At 60.5% G+C, this 15334-nt stretch carries 14 protein-coding genes; 10 read left to right on the forward strand and 4 right to left on the reverse strand.

Features of this window, described 5'->3' with window-relative positions:
* Positions 1-133: 133 nt before the first annotated feature.
* The 3 genes from AC061P_RS08440 to AC061P_RS08450 are packed head-to-tail and all read right to left on the reverse strand — an operon-like array spanning position 134 to position 1989.
* Positions 134-1138, reverse strand: coding sequence for a DUF1648 domain-containing protein (locus AC061P_RS08440; RefSeq protein WP_480390911.1), 1005 nt, complete (start codon positions 1136-1138; stop codon positions 134-136).
* Complete coding sequence (locus AC061P_RS08445; RefSeq protein WP_449646940.1) at positions 1135-1485, reverse strand: GntR family transcriptional regulator; 351 nt, start codon at positions 1483-1485, stop codon at positions 1135-1137. Before AC061P_RS08445 ends, AC061P_RS08440 begins: the two co-directional genes overlap by 4 nt.
* Before the next feature lie 60 nt (positions 1486-1545).
* The gene (locus AC061P_RS08450) at positions 1546-1989 is read right to left on the reverse strand and encodes a DNA/RNA non-specific endonuclease (protein ID WP_480390912.1); all 444 of its coding nucleotides are present in this window, start codon (positions 1987-1989) and stop codon (positions 1546-1548) included.
* A gap of 233 nt (positions 1990-2222) precedes the next feature.
* Here AC061P_RS08450 and AC061P_RS08455 point away from each other — a divergent pair, with 233 nt between their 5' ends.
* The 9 genes from AC061P_RS08455 (at position 2223) to AC061P_RS08495 (ending at position 12229) form a co-directional block, all read left to right on the forward strand.
* Positions 2223-2822, forward strand: coding sequence for a biotin transporter BioY (locus AC061P_RS08455; protein ID WP_449646942.1), 600 nt, complete (start codon positions 2223-2225; stop codon positions 2820-2822).
* Positions 2823-2971: 149 nt separating this feature from the next.
* Positions 2972-4606: an ABC transporter substrate-binding protein gene (locus AC061P_RS08460; protein ID WP_480390913.1), complete on the forward strand. Its 1635-nt coding sequence runs from the start codon at positions 2972-2974 to the stop codon at positions 4604-4606.
* Between the two features lie 45 nt (positions 4607-4651).
* Positions 4652-5650: an ABC transporter permease gene (locus tag AC061P_RS08465; protein WP_480390914.1), complete on the forward strand. Its 999-nt coding sequence runs from the start codon at positions 4652-4654 to the stop codon at positions 5648-5650.
* Positions 5647-6528, forward strand: a complete 882-nt coding sequence (locus AC061P_RS08470; RefSeq protein WP_480390915.1) for an ABC transporter permease — start codon at positions 5647-5649, stop codon at positions 6526-6528. The genes AC061P_RS08465 and AC061P_RS08470 overlap by 4 nt, the downstream gene beginning before the upstream one ends.
* Entirely contained in the window at positions 6525-8192 is a 1668-nt protein-coding gene (gene nikE, locus AC061P_RS08475) for a nickel ABC transporter ATP-binding protein NikE (RefSeq protein ID WP_480390916.1), read from the forward strand. Before AC061P_RS08470 ends, nikE begins: the two co-directional genes overlap by 4 nt.
* Before the next feature lie 4 nt (positions 8193-8196).
* Entirely contained in the window at positions 8197-8787 is a 591-nt protein-coding gene (locus AC061P_RS08480) for a TetR/AcrR family transcriptional regulator (RefSeq protein WP_480390917.1), read from the forward strand.
* A 70-nt stretch (positions 8788-8857) separates the two neighbouring features.
* The gene (valS, locus tag AC061P_RS08485) at positions 8858-11455 is read left to right on the forward strand and encodes a valine--tRNA ligase (protein WP_480390918.1); all 2598 of its coding nucleotides are present in this window, start codon (positions 8858-8860) and stop codon (positions 11453-11455) included.
* A gap of 64 nt (positions 11456-11519) precedes the next feature.
* Positions 11520-11999 (forward strand): GNAT family N-acetyltransferase, encoded by a 480-nt coding sequence (locus AC061P_RS08490; protein ID WP_449646949.1) that lies wholly within the window; start codon positions 11520-11522, stop codon positions 11997-11999.
* Positions 11999-12229 carry a hypothetical protein gene (locus AC061P_RS08495; RefSeq protein WP_449646950.1) on the forward strand — a complete coding sequence of 77 codons (231 nt, stop codon included), beginning with the start codon at positions 11999-12001 and terminating at the stop codon, positions 12227-12229. The genes AC061P_RS08490 and AC061P_RS08495 overlap by 1 nt, the downstream gene beginning before the upstream one ends.
* Positions 12230-12295: 66 nt before the next feature.
* Here the strand turns inward: AC061P_RS08495 and AC061P_RS08500 are convergent, their stop codons facing one another.
* The gene (locus AC061P_RS08500) at positions 12296-13087 is read right to left on the reverse strand and encodes a methyltransferase domain-containing protein (protein WP_480390919.1); all 792 of its coding nucleotides are present in this window, start codon (positions 13085-13087) and stop codon (positions 12296-12298) included.
* 22 nt (positions 13088-13109) lie between these two features.
* Here AC061P_RS08500 and AC061P_RS08505 point away from each other — a divergent pair, with 22 nt between their 5' ends.
* Positions 13110-15134 (forward strand): M3 family metallopeptidase, encoded by a 2025-nt coding sequence (locus AC061P_RS08505; RefSeq protein ID WP_480390920.1) that lies wholly within the window; start codon positions 13110-13112, stop codon positions 15132-15134.
* Positions 15135-15334 lie beyond the last annotated feature (200 nt).

Below are 15334 nucleotides of genomic sequence, written 5' to 3' on the forward strand. Positions count from 1 at the left end.
CCCGTTCGGTTCTACTGCCGCCCGCTCCCCCGCCAAAGCTGAAGTTGAGACGATTTCTTCCGAACGCTCCCCGGTGATAGCCGGTTCATAGCGTGTGGCGTCAATGATACGCGAGTTAGCTGACCGTTGAGCGCTATTTCTTAGCGACAGTCGCGAGCGCTTCGGCACCGCGCTGGGCATCGTGCATCGTGACGATGAACTTTTTGCCGTTCATCCGCGTCACTTGGATCGCTTCACCTTTGGAGAGCACAATGCCACTGCGACCATCTGGTGCCCAGCGCCAGCCGTAGCCGCCAAATTCGCCGATCGGATTCACGTCAACAACGGCGACAGAATCGATCTGGTCTGGTGCGATAGTGGTGCGCGGCCAGCCCATCGCTGAACGAACCCGCAGCCCGCGATGGTCAATCGTTACGCGCCACGAGAGTGTGCTGACGGCGAGTGCAATCACGATGATCCCGATGCTTGCCGGCAAGAGCAGTTCTGCAGGATTCGAGACCGCTTGAATGGCGAGTGCGAGGCCGAGCGCTACGAGGGCGACAACGGCGATCACGACAACGCCTGGGCCGAGCCGTGTGCTCGTCGAGAAGTGCACGCGCTGGGTATCTGATCCCGTAATCGGTTCAGCGGCGACGGCTGTCGACGTGATTGTCTCCGCAGCGGGCAGCATGAGCCACGCGAAGAAACCCAGCACGGGAGCGATGACGAACGCGGCAAGCATGATGCCACCAATGTCCCCCACGCTCGTCGCTGACTCGAGGCCGCGCTGGATCGCCAAACTACCGGCAGAGATGACCGTCAGCAGAACCGCCAAGAATACGGAGGTTGCGATAAGGATCTTGTGGGCCCACAGGAGCCCGCCCTGCGGTGCGCCCTTCCAACTCACAATCGCGGTAAATGCTGCAAAGGCGAGCGAGATGAGCAATGGCAGCGCAATGATCCCTCCGGCTGTTGTATAGCCATTCGGGCCGCTTGTTCCCCAATGAGAGGCAACGGGGTTGGGCAGCTCGGGAATCCACAGCGCCATGACAAACGCCCCCACGAGCGTGATGAGGAGCGGAACGACGACGCCAATCACAATGATGAGGCGGCGGGCCCGCGTGCGTTTCGACGCGACGTTCTCGGTGGGAAGGGTCATTGGTATTCCTCTCGGATGAGGGCAGTGAGGGCGGCAAGCGACACGTTGTTGCTGCGCGCGTCTGCCACGACGGCGGTGACCCCGGCAGTGAGCGAGTCGTAACTATGGGGTGTTGCGGAAACAATCGCGCCTCGTCCACGCCGAAGTTCAATAAAGCCTTCGTCGCGGAGTTCTTGGTAGGCGCGCAAAACGGTGTGCATGTTGATGCCAAGCGATTCAGCAAGTTCGCGCGCGCTCGGCAGTCGCTCCCCTGCAGCAAGTGAACGATCGATTACGGATAACCGGATGCTCGCCGCGAGCTGCTCGAACAGCGGCGTCTCAGACGCTGGGTCAACTCGAATCAACATGCTGCAATCATAGTTGTTCTAGTTGAAGTAGCACAATTTACAGGTCCAACGTCGCTCTGACTACCAGCGAATATCTCTCGTGCGCGCCAACGGTCTCCGTGGCGGCGCACCAACACTGTCACCTTCAGCTAGATCGGCGGAATGCATCCGCTGAGAAAACACCGGGCCGGCCATCACCGAGACTCTCAAATCATCGACATCGACATCCTCATAGAGAGCGTCCTCCAGCCGACCCCAGAGCCCCTGCCTGCTCGACTGATTGAAGTCGTCCATTTGTGGCGCAATGTTCGTGAAAGAGAACGAGTCACGATTGGCTTGCTGCGCATCACCAAGTTCACCCCACGTGAGATCTGCCCGCCGAGCAAGATGGCCACGGTCGAGAGGGTTTCTGACGTAGAGCTCGTTACCGAGAATCGCCGCAGTCGGAACCGGCACCGCAAGCTCGACCCCGAGAAATTCGGAGTCGTAACCGTGACCGCGAGCATCCGCACCGTTCACCATCATCGAGCCCCCTCGTTCTCACGTTACTCCGCTGCATTCACCGTACGTCCGACCTACGTCTTCGCCCAAGCAGGAAAGTCAGGAGATCAGCTTTTGTCGCGCATCTCATAAACTCGAACGATTTTGTTATCACAAGGCGCACGTCACACGCGTCGATCTATGACTAGGGTTATTCAGGCACCGGCCTATCCAGGCAGGGCTCTCTACAGTTCGCAGACAAAGGAAAGGAGCGTCGCGTGTCGACTCTCACTTTGACCCTCGGCCGTCCAACGCTTGCCGACACCGTCTTCTCTCGCAGCCTCGCGACTGATATCGCTCTCGTTAGCGCTGGTGCCGCGCTCACCGCCGTAATGGCCCAGATTGCTGTGCCCCTCTACCCCGTGCCGATCACGGGTCAGACCCTCGCGGTTCTGCTTGTCGGTGCATCACTCGGTGCGACCCGCGGCGCGATCTCCATGGTGCTGTACGCGCTTCTCGGCATCGTCGGCATCCCCGTTTTCAGCGATGCTTCGTCTGGGCTTGGCGTGATCACTGGCACTACCGGCGGTTACATCATTGGCTTCATCTTCGCTGCGGGGTTCACGGGATGGCTCGCTCAGCGTGACTGGGACAAGAAGTTCTTCGGCGCAGCACTCTCGTTCCTCGGTGGCACGGTTGTGACGTTCGCGTTCGGCCTCGCCTGGTTGGCAATTGCCACGGGTGGAACCCTCGAGCAGGTTCTCGCCTGGGGCCTCTACCCCTTCATCATTGGCGGGCTTATCAAGGCAGGCATTGCCGCTGCGGTAATCCCCACCACGTGGAAGCTCGCTACGAAGTTTTCACGCAAGAAGGACTAACGCTCGCGCGTTCGGTTTCTCAACCGGGTCGGTTTCGCTCACGCGGACCGGCCCGGTTTTTTGTGCTGCTAGAGTTTATGTACTGAGTTCAACAATGCTTAGTTCGCTCATATCCGAGCTCGTTCCCGCCCACATCAAGAGGTCACTACATGCCCGCGCTTCGCCCGTCTCTCATCCCCATCGCCCTCGCAGCCAGCACACTTCTGTTCGCCGGCTGTACGGCTGCGACGGCCCCCTCAGCGACTCCCCTCGCTGGCGGAACACTGGTCTATGCGACCGGTGACGCGGAACCCGGATGCCTCGACCCTCATGTGGGCGGGAACTATCCTCAAGCCCTCATCAGTACTCAATACATTGAGTCCCTAGTGTCCAAGAACAGCGATGGCGAGATCATCCCCTGGCTCGCCACCGACTGGACCGAGAGCCCCGACGGCCTCACGTGGGACTTCACCCTGCGCGACGACGTCAACTTCACCGATGGCACGCCGTTCGATGCTGAAGCTGTCAAAGCAAATATCGAACACTTGAAGGATCCCAACACGGCCTCGTCTACTGGCTACCTCGCTGTCGGCAAGATCGACAGCATTGAAGCAGTCGCCGCTGATCAGGTGCGTTTCGCGATGTCCGCACCGGATAGCGCACTCCTCGAGTCACTTTCCCAGCCGTGGGTCGGCATCCAGTCGCCCACCGCCCTCGAACGCGACCAAGCGGTGAACTGTGAGAGCCCCGTCGGCACCGGGCCATTCATCGTGACCGATTGGGTGAAGCAGCAGTCGATCACCCTCGACCGCAACGAGAACTACAACTCGGCTCCCGAAGACGCAGAACACACTGGTCCTGCACTTCTCGACTCGCTTGAGTGGCGATTTATTCCGGATGCTGCAACGCGCTACGCGGCCCTGCAGTCTGGCGATGTCGACGTGATCGACAACGCTCAACCCAACAACATTTCTTCGGCGGGCGACGTTTCGACAATTGAAGAACTCAACGCTCCACGCCCGGGCGCCGCGAACCGTATCGAGCTGAACTCGGGCAAGGCACCATTTGACGACATTCGAGTGCGCGAAGCCTTCATCCGCTCAGTGGATGTGAACCCTGGCATCGAGAGCCTCTTCTTTGGCACTGCCGAGCGTTCGTATTCGGTGCTTTCGAGCGTCGAGCCGGCCGGCATATCGCTTCCCGACGTCTTCACTACTGACCCACAGGCTGCCGCAACGCTGCTGGATGACGCTGGCTGGGACACGATCGATTCCGATGGCTACCGCACGAAAGACGGCGAGCGCCTGACTCTCACGTTCCCCATCAGTACGAACCAGTCGATCCCGGCTGAGCAGTCGCTGTTTGAGCAGATTCAGGCTTCCGCAAAGGACGTCGGCTTCGAGGTCATCCTGCAGCCGACCGATCTGTCGTCGTGGTACGGCGCACTGTTCACGAATGAGTACAACCTTGTGAGCGCCCCGTACACGAAAGTCGGCGCTGACGTGCTGCGCATCCTGTACCACTCGGATTCGATCATCCCGGCTCCGAGCGGGTACTACGCGAACCTGGCGCAGCTCAGTGATCCTGCTCTCGATGAGATTCTGACAACGGCAAGCGAGACATCGGATGCCGCTGAGCGTCAAGACCTGTACGCCGAAGCTCAGTCGATCATTGTTGACGGTTTCTATGTTCTGCCGCTGTATGACCAGCAGAATCACTACCTCTACAGCACGAGCGTCGAGGGGTTCCGGGCGCTGCCGACCGTTTCTGCTCCGACCTTCTACGATGCGTGGTTGAGTAACTAGTACGCCCAATCCCGCACGACCAACGAACATCGAGGATCATCCCCTGTGACGGATTCGTCTGACGCTCCCGCATCGGCGAGTGTCTCCACCCCAGCGACGCGGTTGCGCTCGCTGGGGTGGATCGCACGCCGAGTGGGTGGCGGGGTGTTCGTGTTGTGGGCAGTCGCGACAGTTATTTTCTTTGCGCTCCGGTTGATTCCTGGTGATCCTGTTGATGCGATTCTGGGCGGGCCAGGTTCTCAAGCGTCAGCGGAGGCGGTTGCTCAGATTCGCGCCGATTATGGTCTCGATCAACCGCTGATCGTTCAGTATTTTCTGGCAATGGGCAAGCTCGCCGTCGCCGACTTTGGAACGTCATATGCCCTCAAGGTGGCAGTTGCTCCGTATGTGTTGACGCAGTTATGGTCAACGCTCACGCTCACTGTCGCATCCCTGGTCGTCGCGTGGCTTGGCGCTCTGGGGTTGACTGTGGCTACGAGTGGTCGCGGGCGCACCTCACGAGCGGTGGGCTCTGGCCTTGAACTGCTGGCGGCAGCCGTCCCACACTTCTGGCTTGCCTCCCTGCTCATTATTCTGTTGAGCAACACTCTGCACTGGCTCCCACCGATTAGTGTTCCCGGGCCCCTGGGGCTCGTTTTGCCGGTACTGACCTTGGCTCTACCGCTTACAGGGTTTCTGGGGCAGATCATGCGTGAGTCTCTCGCAAATGCCTACGAGCAGCCCTTCGTTCTTTCCGCTCGGGCACGCGGCGAAGGCGAATGGGGGGTGCGGCTGCGGCACGTAGTGCGCCACGCTGCGCTTCCGGGTATCTCGCTCTCGGGCTGGGCGTTCGGCTCCCTACTCAGCGGCGCAGTCGTCGTCGAAACGATCTTCGCGCGACCCGGACTCGGAAGAACGCTGCTGAGCGCTGTTACCATCCGCGACATCCCCGTCGTCACCGCTGTCGCCCTCGTCTCCGCCCTCACCTTCATCCTTGTCACGATCGCTACGGATGCCGTTGACCGCATCGTCGATCCGCGCGTGACCGAGGCGGCAGCACGATGACCGAAATCTTGGCTGGCCGCCTCTCGCAGCCCGCGGGGCGAGGTTCCGGCATCCGCAGCGTTCCACGACTGTTCAGTAACCTTGGCGTCGTAATCGCGTTGGCGGTGCTCGCGCTCATCCTGACCGCGGCTCTCGCGCCGCAACTCATCACCACAGCCGATCCGGATGCGGTGGCCCCGGCGGAAGCGTTCCAGTCACCGACTCTTGCCCATTTCTTTGGCACCGACGAGTCGGGTCGCGATGTCTACACCCGCGTGGTGTTCGGCGCAGGCAATTCGCTGCTCATCGGAATTGCCGCGACTGCGGTCGGCTTGGGCCTCGCCCTAGTTCTCGGCCTACTTGGCGGGCTCGGCAGCCGACTCGGTGACTTCGTGAGCACGCGAATCGTCGAGGTCATGTTTGCTCTTCCCGGCCTCCTGCTCGCGCTCGTGTTCATCGCCATCGCCGGGCCAGGCGTCATCACGTCGACGGTGGCGGTTGGGTTGTCGACAGCCCCCGGCTATGCCCGCATCATCCGCAGCCAACTTCGCAGCGTTCGCAGCGCGAGCTACGTCGAGGCGGCCACTGTGCTCGGTCATTCGCGGGCACGCATCATCTGGCAACACATCCTGCCCGGTGCTCTCACGCCCATCTTCGTGCTCGGAACACTCGGTGTTGGCCAAGCGATCGTCTGGGCGTCATCGCTCGGTTTCCTCGGCCTCGGCGTTGCCCCACCCGCCGCCGAATGGGGCGCAATGCTCTCGAACGGGAGAACCTACATTGACGTCGCTTGGTGGCTCACCGTGTTCCCCGGTCTCGCGATCGTCGCCACCGCGGCCTCGTTCACGGTGCTTGGCCGCGCCCTCAACGCGCGAACCCGACAGGAGGCGGGCGGATGACCGACTCACCACTACTGCGCGTGCAGAACCTCAGCGTGCGCTTCGCTCGCACCGCCGCTCCCGCCGTCGACAACGTGAGCTTCGAGGTTCACCCCGGCGAATGCCTCGCCATTGTCGGAGAGTCCGGATCAGGCAAGAGCGTTACAGCGCGTTCCCTGCTCGGGCTTGCGCCCGCCGGAGCCCACGTGAGCTTCGACGAGCTGAGCCTCGCGGGAGAGGAGCTGCCGGCACCCGGATCTCGACGGTGGCGAACCATTCGCGGAGCATCCATTGGGCTGGTCTTGCAAGATGCGCTCGTGTCGCTCGACCCGCTGCGCCCGGTCGGGCGGGAAATTGATGATGTGCTTCGACTGCACACGAAACTCAGCCAAGCGGAACGGCACGAGCGCGTTCTCGAACTTCTCGAAGCGGTCGGTGTTCCCGATCCAGCGCTGCGAGCGCGCCAACGATCGGGTGAGCTTTCGGGTGGGCTACGTCAGCGTGCGCTGATCGCGGCAGGTATCGCCGCTGGGCCGTCGTTGATCATTGCTGATGAGCCGACGACGGCTCTCGATGTCACGGTGCAGGCACGCGTGCTCGAGCTGCTGTCGTCGCTCCGAGACTCCGGCACCGCGATGATTCTGATCACCCACGACCTTGCTGTTGTCTCTCGAGTCGCGGATCGTGTGGCCGTCATGAGTTACGGGCGCATCGTAGAGACCGGCACAACTCGGTCAGTGTTGGGCGCACCGTCTGCAGTCGCCACCCGCCAACTGTTGGCGTCAATTCCGGTTGACGTGCCTCGTGGTGTTCCTCTCGATCTTCCGCTAGAAGAGTCCACGTCGAACTTGTCAGCCGATACGGCAGTGCTGCCCGAATTGACGGCGCGTGATGGGTTTTCCACCAGCTCAGGCTCGGCCCCTGCGCTACAACTGGTTTCCGTTTCGCGGCGCTATCCCACACGGCACAGCGCCCCGATTCAGGCTCTCGATTCTGTATCGCTCACGCTCACCACCGGGAGCACTCTGGGGCTTGTCGGCCAATCAGGATCAGGCAAGACCACAATCGCGCGCATCGCCCTGGGGCTTGAGACTGCCGATAGCGGCACCGTGTTCCTCGATGGCTCACCGTGGGGGTCGCTGACTGCCCGCGAGCGCCGCCCATTGCGCCACACTCTTGGCGCGATCTATCAGGATGCTCTGAGTTCGTTCGATCCGCGCTTGAGCGTTGACCGCATCCTTGGTGACGCTCTCGGCGTTGGCGGATCGGATGCCCAGCGAGCGCTAATGACAACCGATGAGCTGCTCGACGCTGTTGGTCTGCCTCGCTCCGTCAAGAACCGTCGCCCGCTTCACCTCTCGGGCGGGCAGCGACAGCGGGTCGCAATTGCGCGGGCCCTCGCCCCTGGTCCCCGCACGATCCTGTGCGACGAACCAGTGTCATCTCTCGATGTTTCCGCTCAAGCCCGCGTGTTGAATCTGCTCGACGAACTGCAGCGACACTTAGGGCTCAGCTATCTCTTCATCTCTCACGATCTGGGAGTCATCCGCCATATGAGCGATACCGTCGCGGTCATCAATCAGGGACGCATCGTTGAGACGGGGGCGACGAATGAGATCTTTACTTCCCCCAAAGATCCCTACACCCAGTCGCTCATTGCCGCCCTACCCCGAGTGAGAGGATGAGTCAGTGACCTCACCCCACTCGGCCGCACGTGGCCGCCCGCCAGCGGCATCCCGAGAACTGCTCCAAGAGTCTGCCTTTGAATTGTTCATTGAGAATGGCTACACGGGCACAACCGTCGATCAAATTGCTACTCGCGCCGGGGTGAGCCGCAATACCTTCTTCAACTACTTCGATGCCAAGGGTGAAGTTTTTTGGGTAGAGCTGGATGCCGTCACCGAGCGACTGAAAACGGCGTTAGCCGATCAGCCGTCTCAGCCTGCTAACGCGACCGAGGCCATCCGCGCTGCAATGCTTGCCGCTGTTGCCCCGCTGGAGTCGCAGCATGTGCCGTTCATCCTTACCCAGTACGACTTGATCGGTAGTGCGGCGGAATTGCAGGCATCCGCTATGAGCCGGTTTGCCACGCAGGCCCGCTTGCTCAGCGGATATGCCCACCATCATGGCGTCGATTCGGATGTGGCTCGCGCTCAGGCCTATTCACTCATTGCGTGTGTGGTGGCGGCGGCCCAGGAGTGGGCGCAGGTTGGCCCGCAACGTGGGCGCCTGGAGCCTTACGTCGAGCGGGCGATCGACGCGGCCCTCAACGCCAAGTAGAATTTTCTCACCAACACACTCAGGCACCTCTTCTTTGACTCGGTGCCGCACATATCGAACCGGAGTAATTATGTCGTCGAGCGTTCCCGAAAAACCTGCCCTAGAAGGACTCGAAGACAAATGGGCTCCCGTGTGGGAGAACGAGGGCACCTATCGGTTCGATCGCCAGAAGGCGCTTGCTGAGGGGGCTGACTGCGTATTCTCGGTCGACACTCCCCCGCCGACGGCATCCGGCAGCCTGCACATTGGCCACGTGTTCAGCTACACGCACATGGACTTGGTCACTCGCTTCCAGCGCATGCGGGGAAAAGAGATCTTCTACCCGATGGGGTGGGATGACAATGGTCTGCCCACCGAGCGTCGGGTTCAGAACTATTACGGTGTGCGCTGCGATCCCACGCTCCCCTATGACGAGAGCTTCGAGCCTCCTCAGCAGGGTGGAGAAGGCAAGTCGACGAAGGCTGCCGCGCAGCTTCCGATTTCGCGTCGCAACTTCGTTGAGTTGTGCGAGACGCTGACCGCCGAAGACGAGAAGCAGTTCGAGGATCTCTGGCGCCAACTGGGCTTGAGCGTTGACTGGAACCTCACCTACCGCACCATTGGTGATGACGCGCAGCGTGCCGCTCAGCGTGCATTCTTGCGCAACCTCGACCGTGGCGAGGCATACCAGGCGTTCGCCCCCACCCTGTGGGATGTCACGTTCCGCACCGCTGTTGCCCAGGCCGAGCTCGAAGATAAAGAGCAGCCTGCCGCCTACCACCGTCTTGCCTTCCACAAAGCTGATGGCGAAGACATCCATATCGAGACGACGCGCCCCGAGCTTTTGCCGGCCTGTGTTGCTCTCGTGGCTCACCCCGACGACGAGCGCTACAAGCACCTCTTTGGCACGATGGTGAAGACGCCGATCTTTGGCGTTGAGGTTCCGATCCTGGCCCACCACCTTGCTCAGCAAGATAAGGGTTCGGGAATCGCCATGATTTGTACGTTTGGTGATGTCACCGACGTTGTTTGGTGGCGCGAGCTTGATCTTCCCAACCGCACCATCATTGGTGCCGACGGTCGCATCATTGCCGACGCTCCCGATGTCCTCGTTGGCGACGCTGCTCAGGCTGCCTACGCCGAACTCGCGGGCAAGACGGTCTTCAGCGCGAAAGCCGCCATTGTTGAGCTGTTGAAAGCATCTGGCGAAATGATCGGCGACGCGAAGCCGATTCAGCACCAGGTGAAGTTCTTCGAGAAGGGCGACAAGCCTCTCGAAATCATTTCGACGCGCCAGTGGTACATCACCAACGGTGCCCGTGACGAGAAGCTGCGTGACCGCCTCCTCGAGGCCGGTAAGCAGATCAACTTCACCCCCGACCACATGCGTGTTCGCTATGACAACTGGGTTGGTGGCCTTACGGGCGACTGGCTCATTTCGCGCCAGCGCTTCTTCGGCGTGCCGATCCCCGTCTGGTACGAGCTCGATGCTGACGGCGAAAAGGGTGCCCCGATCGTCCCCAGCGAAGCTTCGCTGCCGATCGACCCCTCGTCAGATACCGCTCCCGGCTACACGGAAGACCAGCGTGGTGTTCCCGGTGGCTTCGAGGGCGAACTCGACATCATGGACACCTGGGCCACGTCATCCCTGACCCCGCAGATTGCCGGTGGTTGGGAGACCGACCCCGAACTGTTTGATCTCGTATTCCCCTACTCACTGCGCAGCCAGGGCCAAGACATCATCCGTACCTGGTTATTCTCGACCGCGCTGCGCTCCGAGCTTGAACACGGCACTGTGCCGTGGCGCAATGCCGGCATCTCCGGCTTCATCGTCGACCCTGACCGCAAGAAGATGTCGAAGTCCAAGGGCAACGTCGTCACCCCCAAGGGCATGCTCGATGACCACGGTTCGGATGCGGTGCGTTACTGGGCAGCATCCAGTCGCCTCGGTACTGACGCAGCGTTCGATCCGCAGAACCCGAAGCAGATCAAGATCGGTCGCCGTCTCGCGATCAAGGTTCTGAACGCCTCGAAGTTTGTGTACTCGTTTCCCGCTCCTGCCGGTGTTGCTGCCGATTCCGGTGCCGTTGTGACCGAAGCCCTCGACCTCGAAATGCTTGCCGAGCTTGCTTCGGTAGTGTCACAGGCGACCACGGCGCTCGAGAACTTCGACCATGCCAAGGCCCTCGAAGTCGCGGAGAAGTTCTTCTGGACCTTCTGTGACGACTACCTCGAGCTCGTGAAAGAACGCGCCTATGGCGCCGGAACCCCCGAAGCTCAAGCGAGCGCCAACCGCGCCCTGCACACCGCGATCGACGTATTCTTGCGACTCTTCGCCCCCTACCTCCCCTTCGCAACAGAAGAGGTGTGGCGCTGGACGCACGACACCTCCGTTCACACGGCGACGTGGCCGACAGCAGACGAATTGGGCGTAACGGCAGAACCGACCGGACTGTTCTCGGCCGTCAGCCAAGCACTCATCAGCATTCGTCGCGCCAAGACCGATGCAAAGGCATCCCAGAAGACCGAAGTAAGCACGGCAACGTTGGCAGGCCCAGCCCTGATCGCAGCCGCTATTGACGATCTGAAGGCTGTGGGCCGCATCCACGACCTCACGATTGTTGAGGCCGACGAGATCGAGGTCCGCGACATCGTTCTCGTTGAAGCTGCACCCGAAGCTTCCGCCTAGCGGTCAACGGAGGGTTCGGCGTCGAGTTCGGCGTCGAACCCCAAAACCGCGTATTGTTGAATGAATGACGAACTCAGAGAAGCCTTCGTACACCATCCGCGACATCCAAGAAGATGATTTTGAGCAGTGGAAAGCACACTTCGTCAAGTACGGCGTGTTCTACGACACTGAGTTCACGGATGAAATCGTTCAGGGCGTGTGGGAATGGCTCATGGATGACTCGGCGCAACTAAACGCTGTTGTTGCTGTCTCTCCCGAGGACCGCCCTAACCCCGGTGACATCGCCGCTTTCGGCCTCTACCGTCGCCTGCCAGACACTTTCACCGCGTCGTGGGGCTGGTTCATGGACGACCTCTACGTTGATCCTGAGCACCGCGGTGCTGGCGTTGCTGGAACAATCATCGACGACATCGCTGCCCGCGCGGCAGAAGATGGTGGCGGAAAACTTCGTTGGATCACCAACAAAGAAAACGACAGCGCCAAGCGCCTCTACGACAAGGTCGCAGACCGCACGTCGTGGATCCTCTACGAAAAGAACGTTTAATGCAGCTCGGCACACGATGGTCAGTGGGCGAACCTGCTCCCGAGCGCCTCGACGCGGCAATGCGCGAAGCAATCACGGGCGTTGAATCAGAAATCGCCCACCTCGACACGAGTGCGTGGCGTTGGACGCTCACGTGGCTTGAATCGCGCCCTGTCGCCGAACTCGACGACGGCACCATCGTGCGCCAAGCCGCTGACGGAGACGTCACAGTAGAACAACCCGCGAACTAATCGCAGCGCACACCTAGTCGCAGCGCACACCTAGTCGCTTTAGCAGCCGCACGGCCGCCGGTGAGATCACACTCTCGCGAGAATCTCACCGTGCGGCATTGCCAACCACGCGTCTGGCGAATCTGCCCACTCGCGCCACGCAGCACTTATCTGCTGCAACACCTCGTGTGTGGCGAGCGACTTGCTCAGTGCATCCTCGGCAAAAGCCGATTCCAACACTCGCGCCTCCCACATGCTGCCCCACCATTCACGGTCAGGGGCGTCGGAAAAGTTCCAGACGGATGCCGTCACGGTGAGATCGGTGAGCCCCGCCTCCAGCGCCCAGGCCTTCAGGCGCCGGCCCGCGTTCGGCTCGCCCCCGTTACTGCGGTGCACTGAGTCATAGAGGTCAGCCCAGACTCGGAGCCCCGGCAATTCGGGATAAGCGATGACGCCCGCATAGTCGACATCGCGCACCGCGATGAGCCCACCCGGCTTGGCAACACGTTTCATTTCTCCGAGCGCCGCGACCGGGTCGCCAAGATGCTGCAGAGTCTGATGCGAGTGCACGAGATCGAAACTGTTGTCGTCGAATGGCAGCGCATAGGCGTCACCGACGACGAAACTGAGGTTGTCGGCGGTGAAGGCCGAGGCTTTTTCTATCGCTGCGGGAGCGGCATCCAACCCAACAACCGTGCCAGGGGCGAGTCCCTTGGCAAACTCCGTCGTTATTGTGCCTGGCCCGCAGCCAATATCGAGAAGCGAGAGCCCTGGCTGCAGGTGTGGCTCGAGGTATGCCGCAGAGTTTGCGATGGTTCGCCACGTGTGCGATTTGAGAACACTTTCGTGATGGCCGTGGGTGTAGCGCTCTCTAGTCATACTCCGAGAATAGGGTGGATGTATGACCAATCCTTTCTTTGAGCCCAGCACGCTGCCCTTTGGTATGCCACCGTTCGCCGATATCGAGGATGAGCACTACGCTCCCGCGTTCGAGAAAGGCATGGCGCAGCAGCTTGAGGAGATAGCGGCGATAACCTCTCAGACTGATTCGCCGACCTTCGAAAACACGATGATTCCTTTGGAGAAAAGTGGTCAACTGCTTGAGCGTGCCGCGATTGTCTTCTTCAATAAGACCTCGGCCGACAGCAACGCGGCGACGGATGCTCTTGAAGAGGTCATTGCCCCGAAATTTGCTGCTCATCGCGACGCCATTAGCCTCAACAGCGAACTCTACGAGCGCATCCGCCATATTCACGATGGCCTTGATTCCAGCACGCTGGATGCCGAAGCGCGCTACCTCGTCGAACGCTATTTCACAGAGTTCACGCTCTCAGGCGCTGGTCTCGACGACGAGGCCAAGGCCACCTTGCGCGAATACAACTCCCGGCTGTCGAGCTTGACGACGAGGTTTGAGAAGAACCTGCTCGCCGACACCAATGATCTTGCGATCGTTGTGGATAGTGCTGAAGAACTCGCCGGTCTCGATGCGTCAGAAATTTCTGCTGCCGCGAGTGCTGCAGCAGATCGTGGTCTCACCGGCAAGTACCTGATCACTCTGATTCTGCCAACCAACCAGCCTCACTTGTCTGTCTTGCACAATGCGGACGTGCGCGGTCGAGTTTTGGCAGCGTCACGAGCCCGCGGTATTCGGGGTGGGGATTTCGATAACCGTGCTCTGGTTCTTGAGATCGCCAAGGTGCGCTCTCAGCGGGCGGCACTGTTGGGCTTTGAGAGTCATGCGGCATGGGTTACGGCCGACGAGACGGCGCAGAACCCGCAGCGCGTGGCAGACATGCTCGGAAAGCTCGCACCGGCTGCTGCCCGCAATGCTCGTGAAGAACATGCTGCGCTCGAGAAGCTGGCTCACACTGAGGTGACCGCCGCCGATTGGGCTTACTACTCGGAGAAAGTTCGGGCCGAACAATACAGCGTCGATACCACCCAGATGCGCCCATACTTCGAGGCAGAGCGCGTGCTGCGTGATGGTGTGTTCTTTGCCGCGACCAAGCTGTATGGCGTGACATTCAGTGAGCGCTATGACCTTCCGGCGTACCACCCAGACGTTCGCATTTTTGAGGTCACGAACGAGGACGGCACCGAGGTTGGCCTGTACACGCTTGATCTGTACACGCGTGATTCGAAGCGCGGTGGGGCGTGGATGAACTCGCTCATTTCGCAGTCGGATCTGCTCGGGCATCCGGTCATTGTGACCAACAACCTCAATGTGCCTAAGCCTGCGGCTGGCGAAGTCACCCTGCTGACCTATGACGAAGTGAACACGCTCTTTCACGAATTCGGGCACGCATTGCACGGGCTGTTCGCTCGAGTGACCTACCCGAAGTTCTCAGGCACAAACACCTACCGCGACTTCGTTGAATTCCCCAGTCAGGTAAACGAAATGTGGATGCTCTGGCCCGAGGTGCTCGACAACTACGCCAAGCACTATCAGACCGGTGAATCAATGCCACGCGAGATCGTCGAACGCATCCACGCGAGCGCTGCTTTCAACGAAGGGTTCCTCACGAGTGAGTACCTGGCTGCTGCCCTCATCGACCAAGCCTGGCACCGCATTGGCGCCGACGATGACGTGACTGATGTTGCCGCTTTCGAAGCGCAGGCGCTAGCTGCGGTCGGCCTCGACAATGCTGCGGTACCTCCGCGCTATTCAAGCACCTACTTTCAGCACATCTTCGCAAACTCTGCCTACGATGCTGGCTACTACTCCTACATTTGGAGCGAAGTGTTGGATGCCGACACTGTTGAGTGGTTCACCGAAAATGGCGGGCTCACGCGAGCCAATGGCGACCGCTTTCGATCGAAACTTCTCGGTGTCGGCGGCTCGAAGAATCCACTCGAAGCATTCCGCGATTTCCGCGGTCGTGACGCCGAACTGCAGCCTCTGCTGAATCGTCGCGGGCTGAGCTAGAACCCTTTCGTCGGAGCGGAGTCCGTTGCGCATGCTTCAGACTCCGCCTCGATCGAAGCAACAGTTGCGGACGTTTCGACGATATATGCAGGCTATTCAGCCCACCAACGCACGATCATTGTGCGTGCTCAACAAAAATTGCTGAAACTCTTTCGCAAACCACCCGAACAGGGCACAATAGTCCCGGTTGCGCCTAGCGC

This window comes from Rhodoglobus sp. G.S.4 (genome assembly GCF_056619605.1).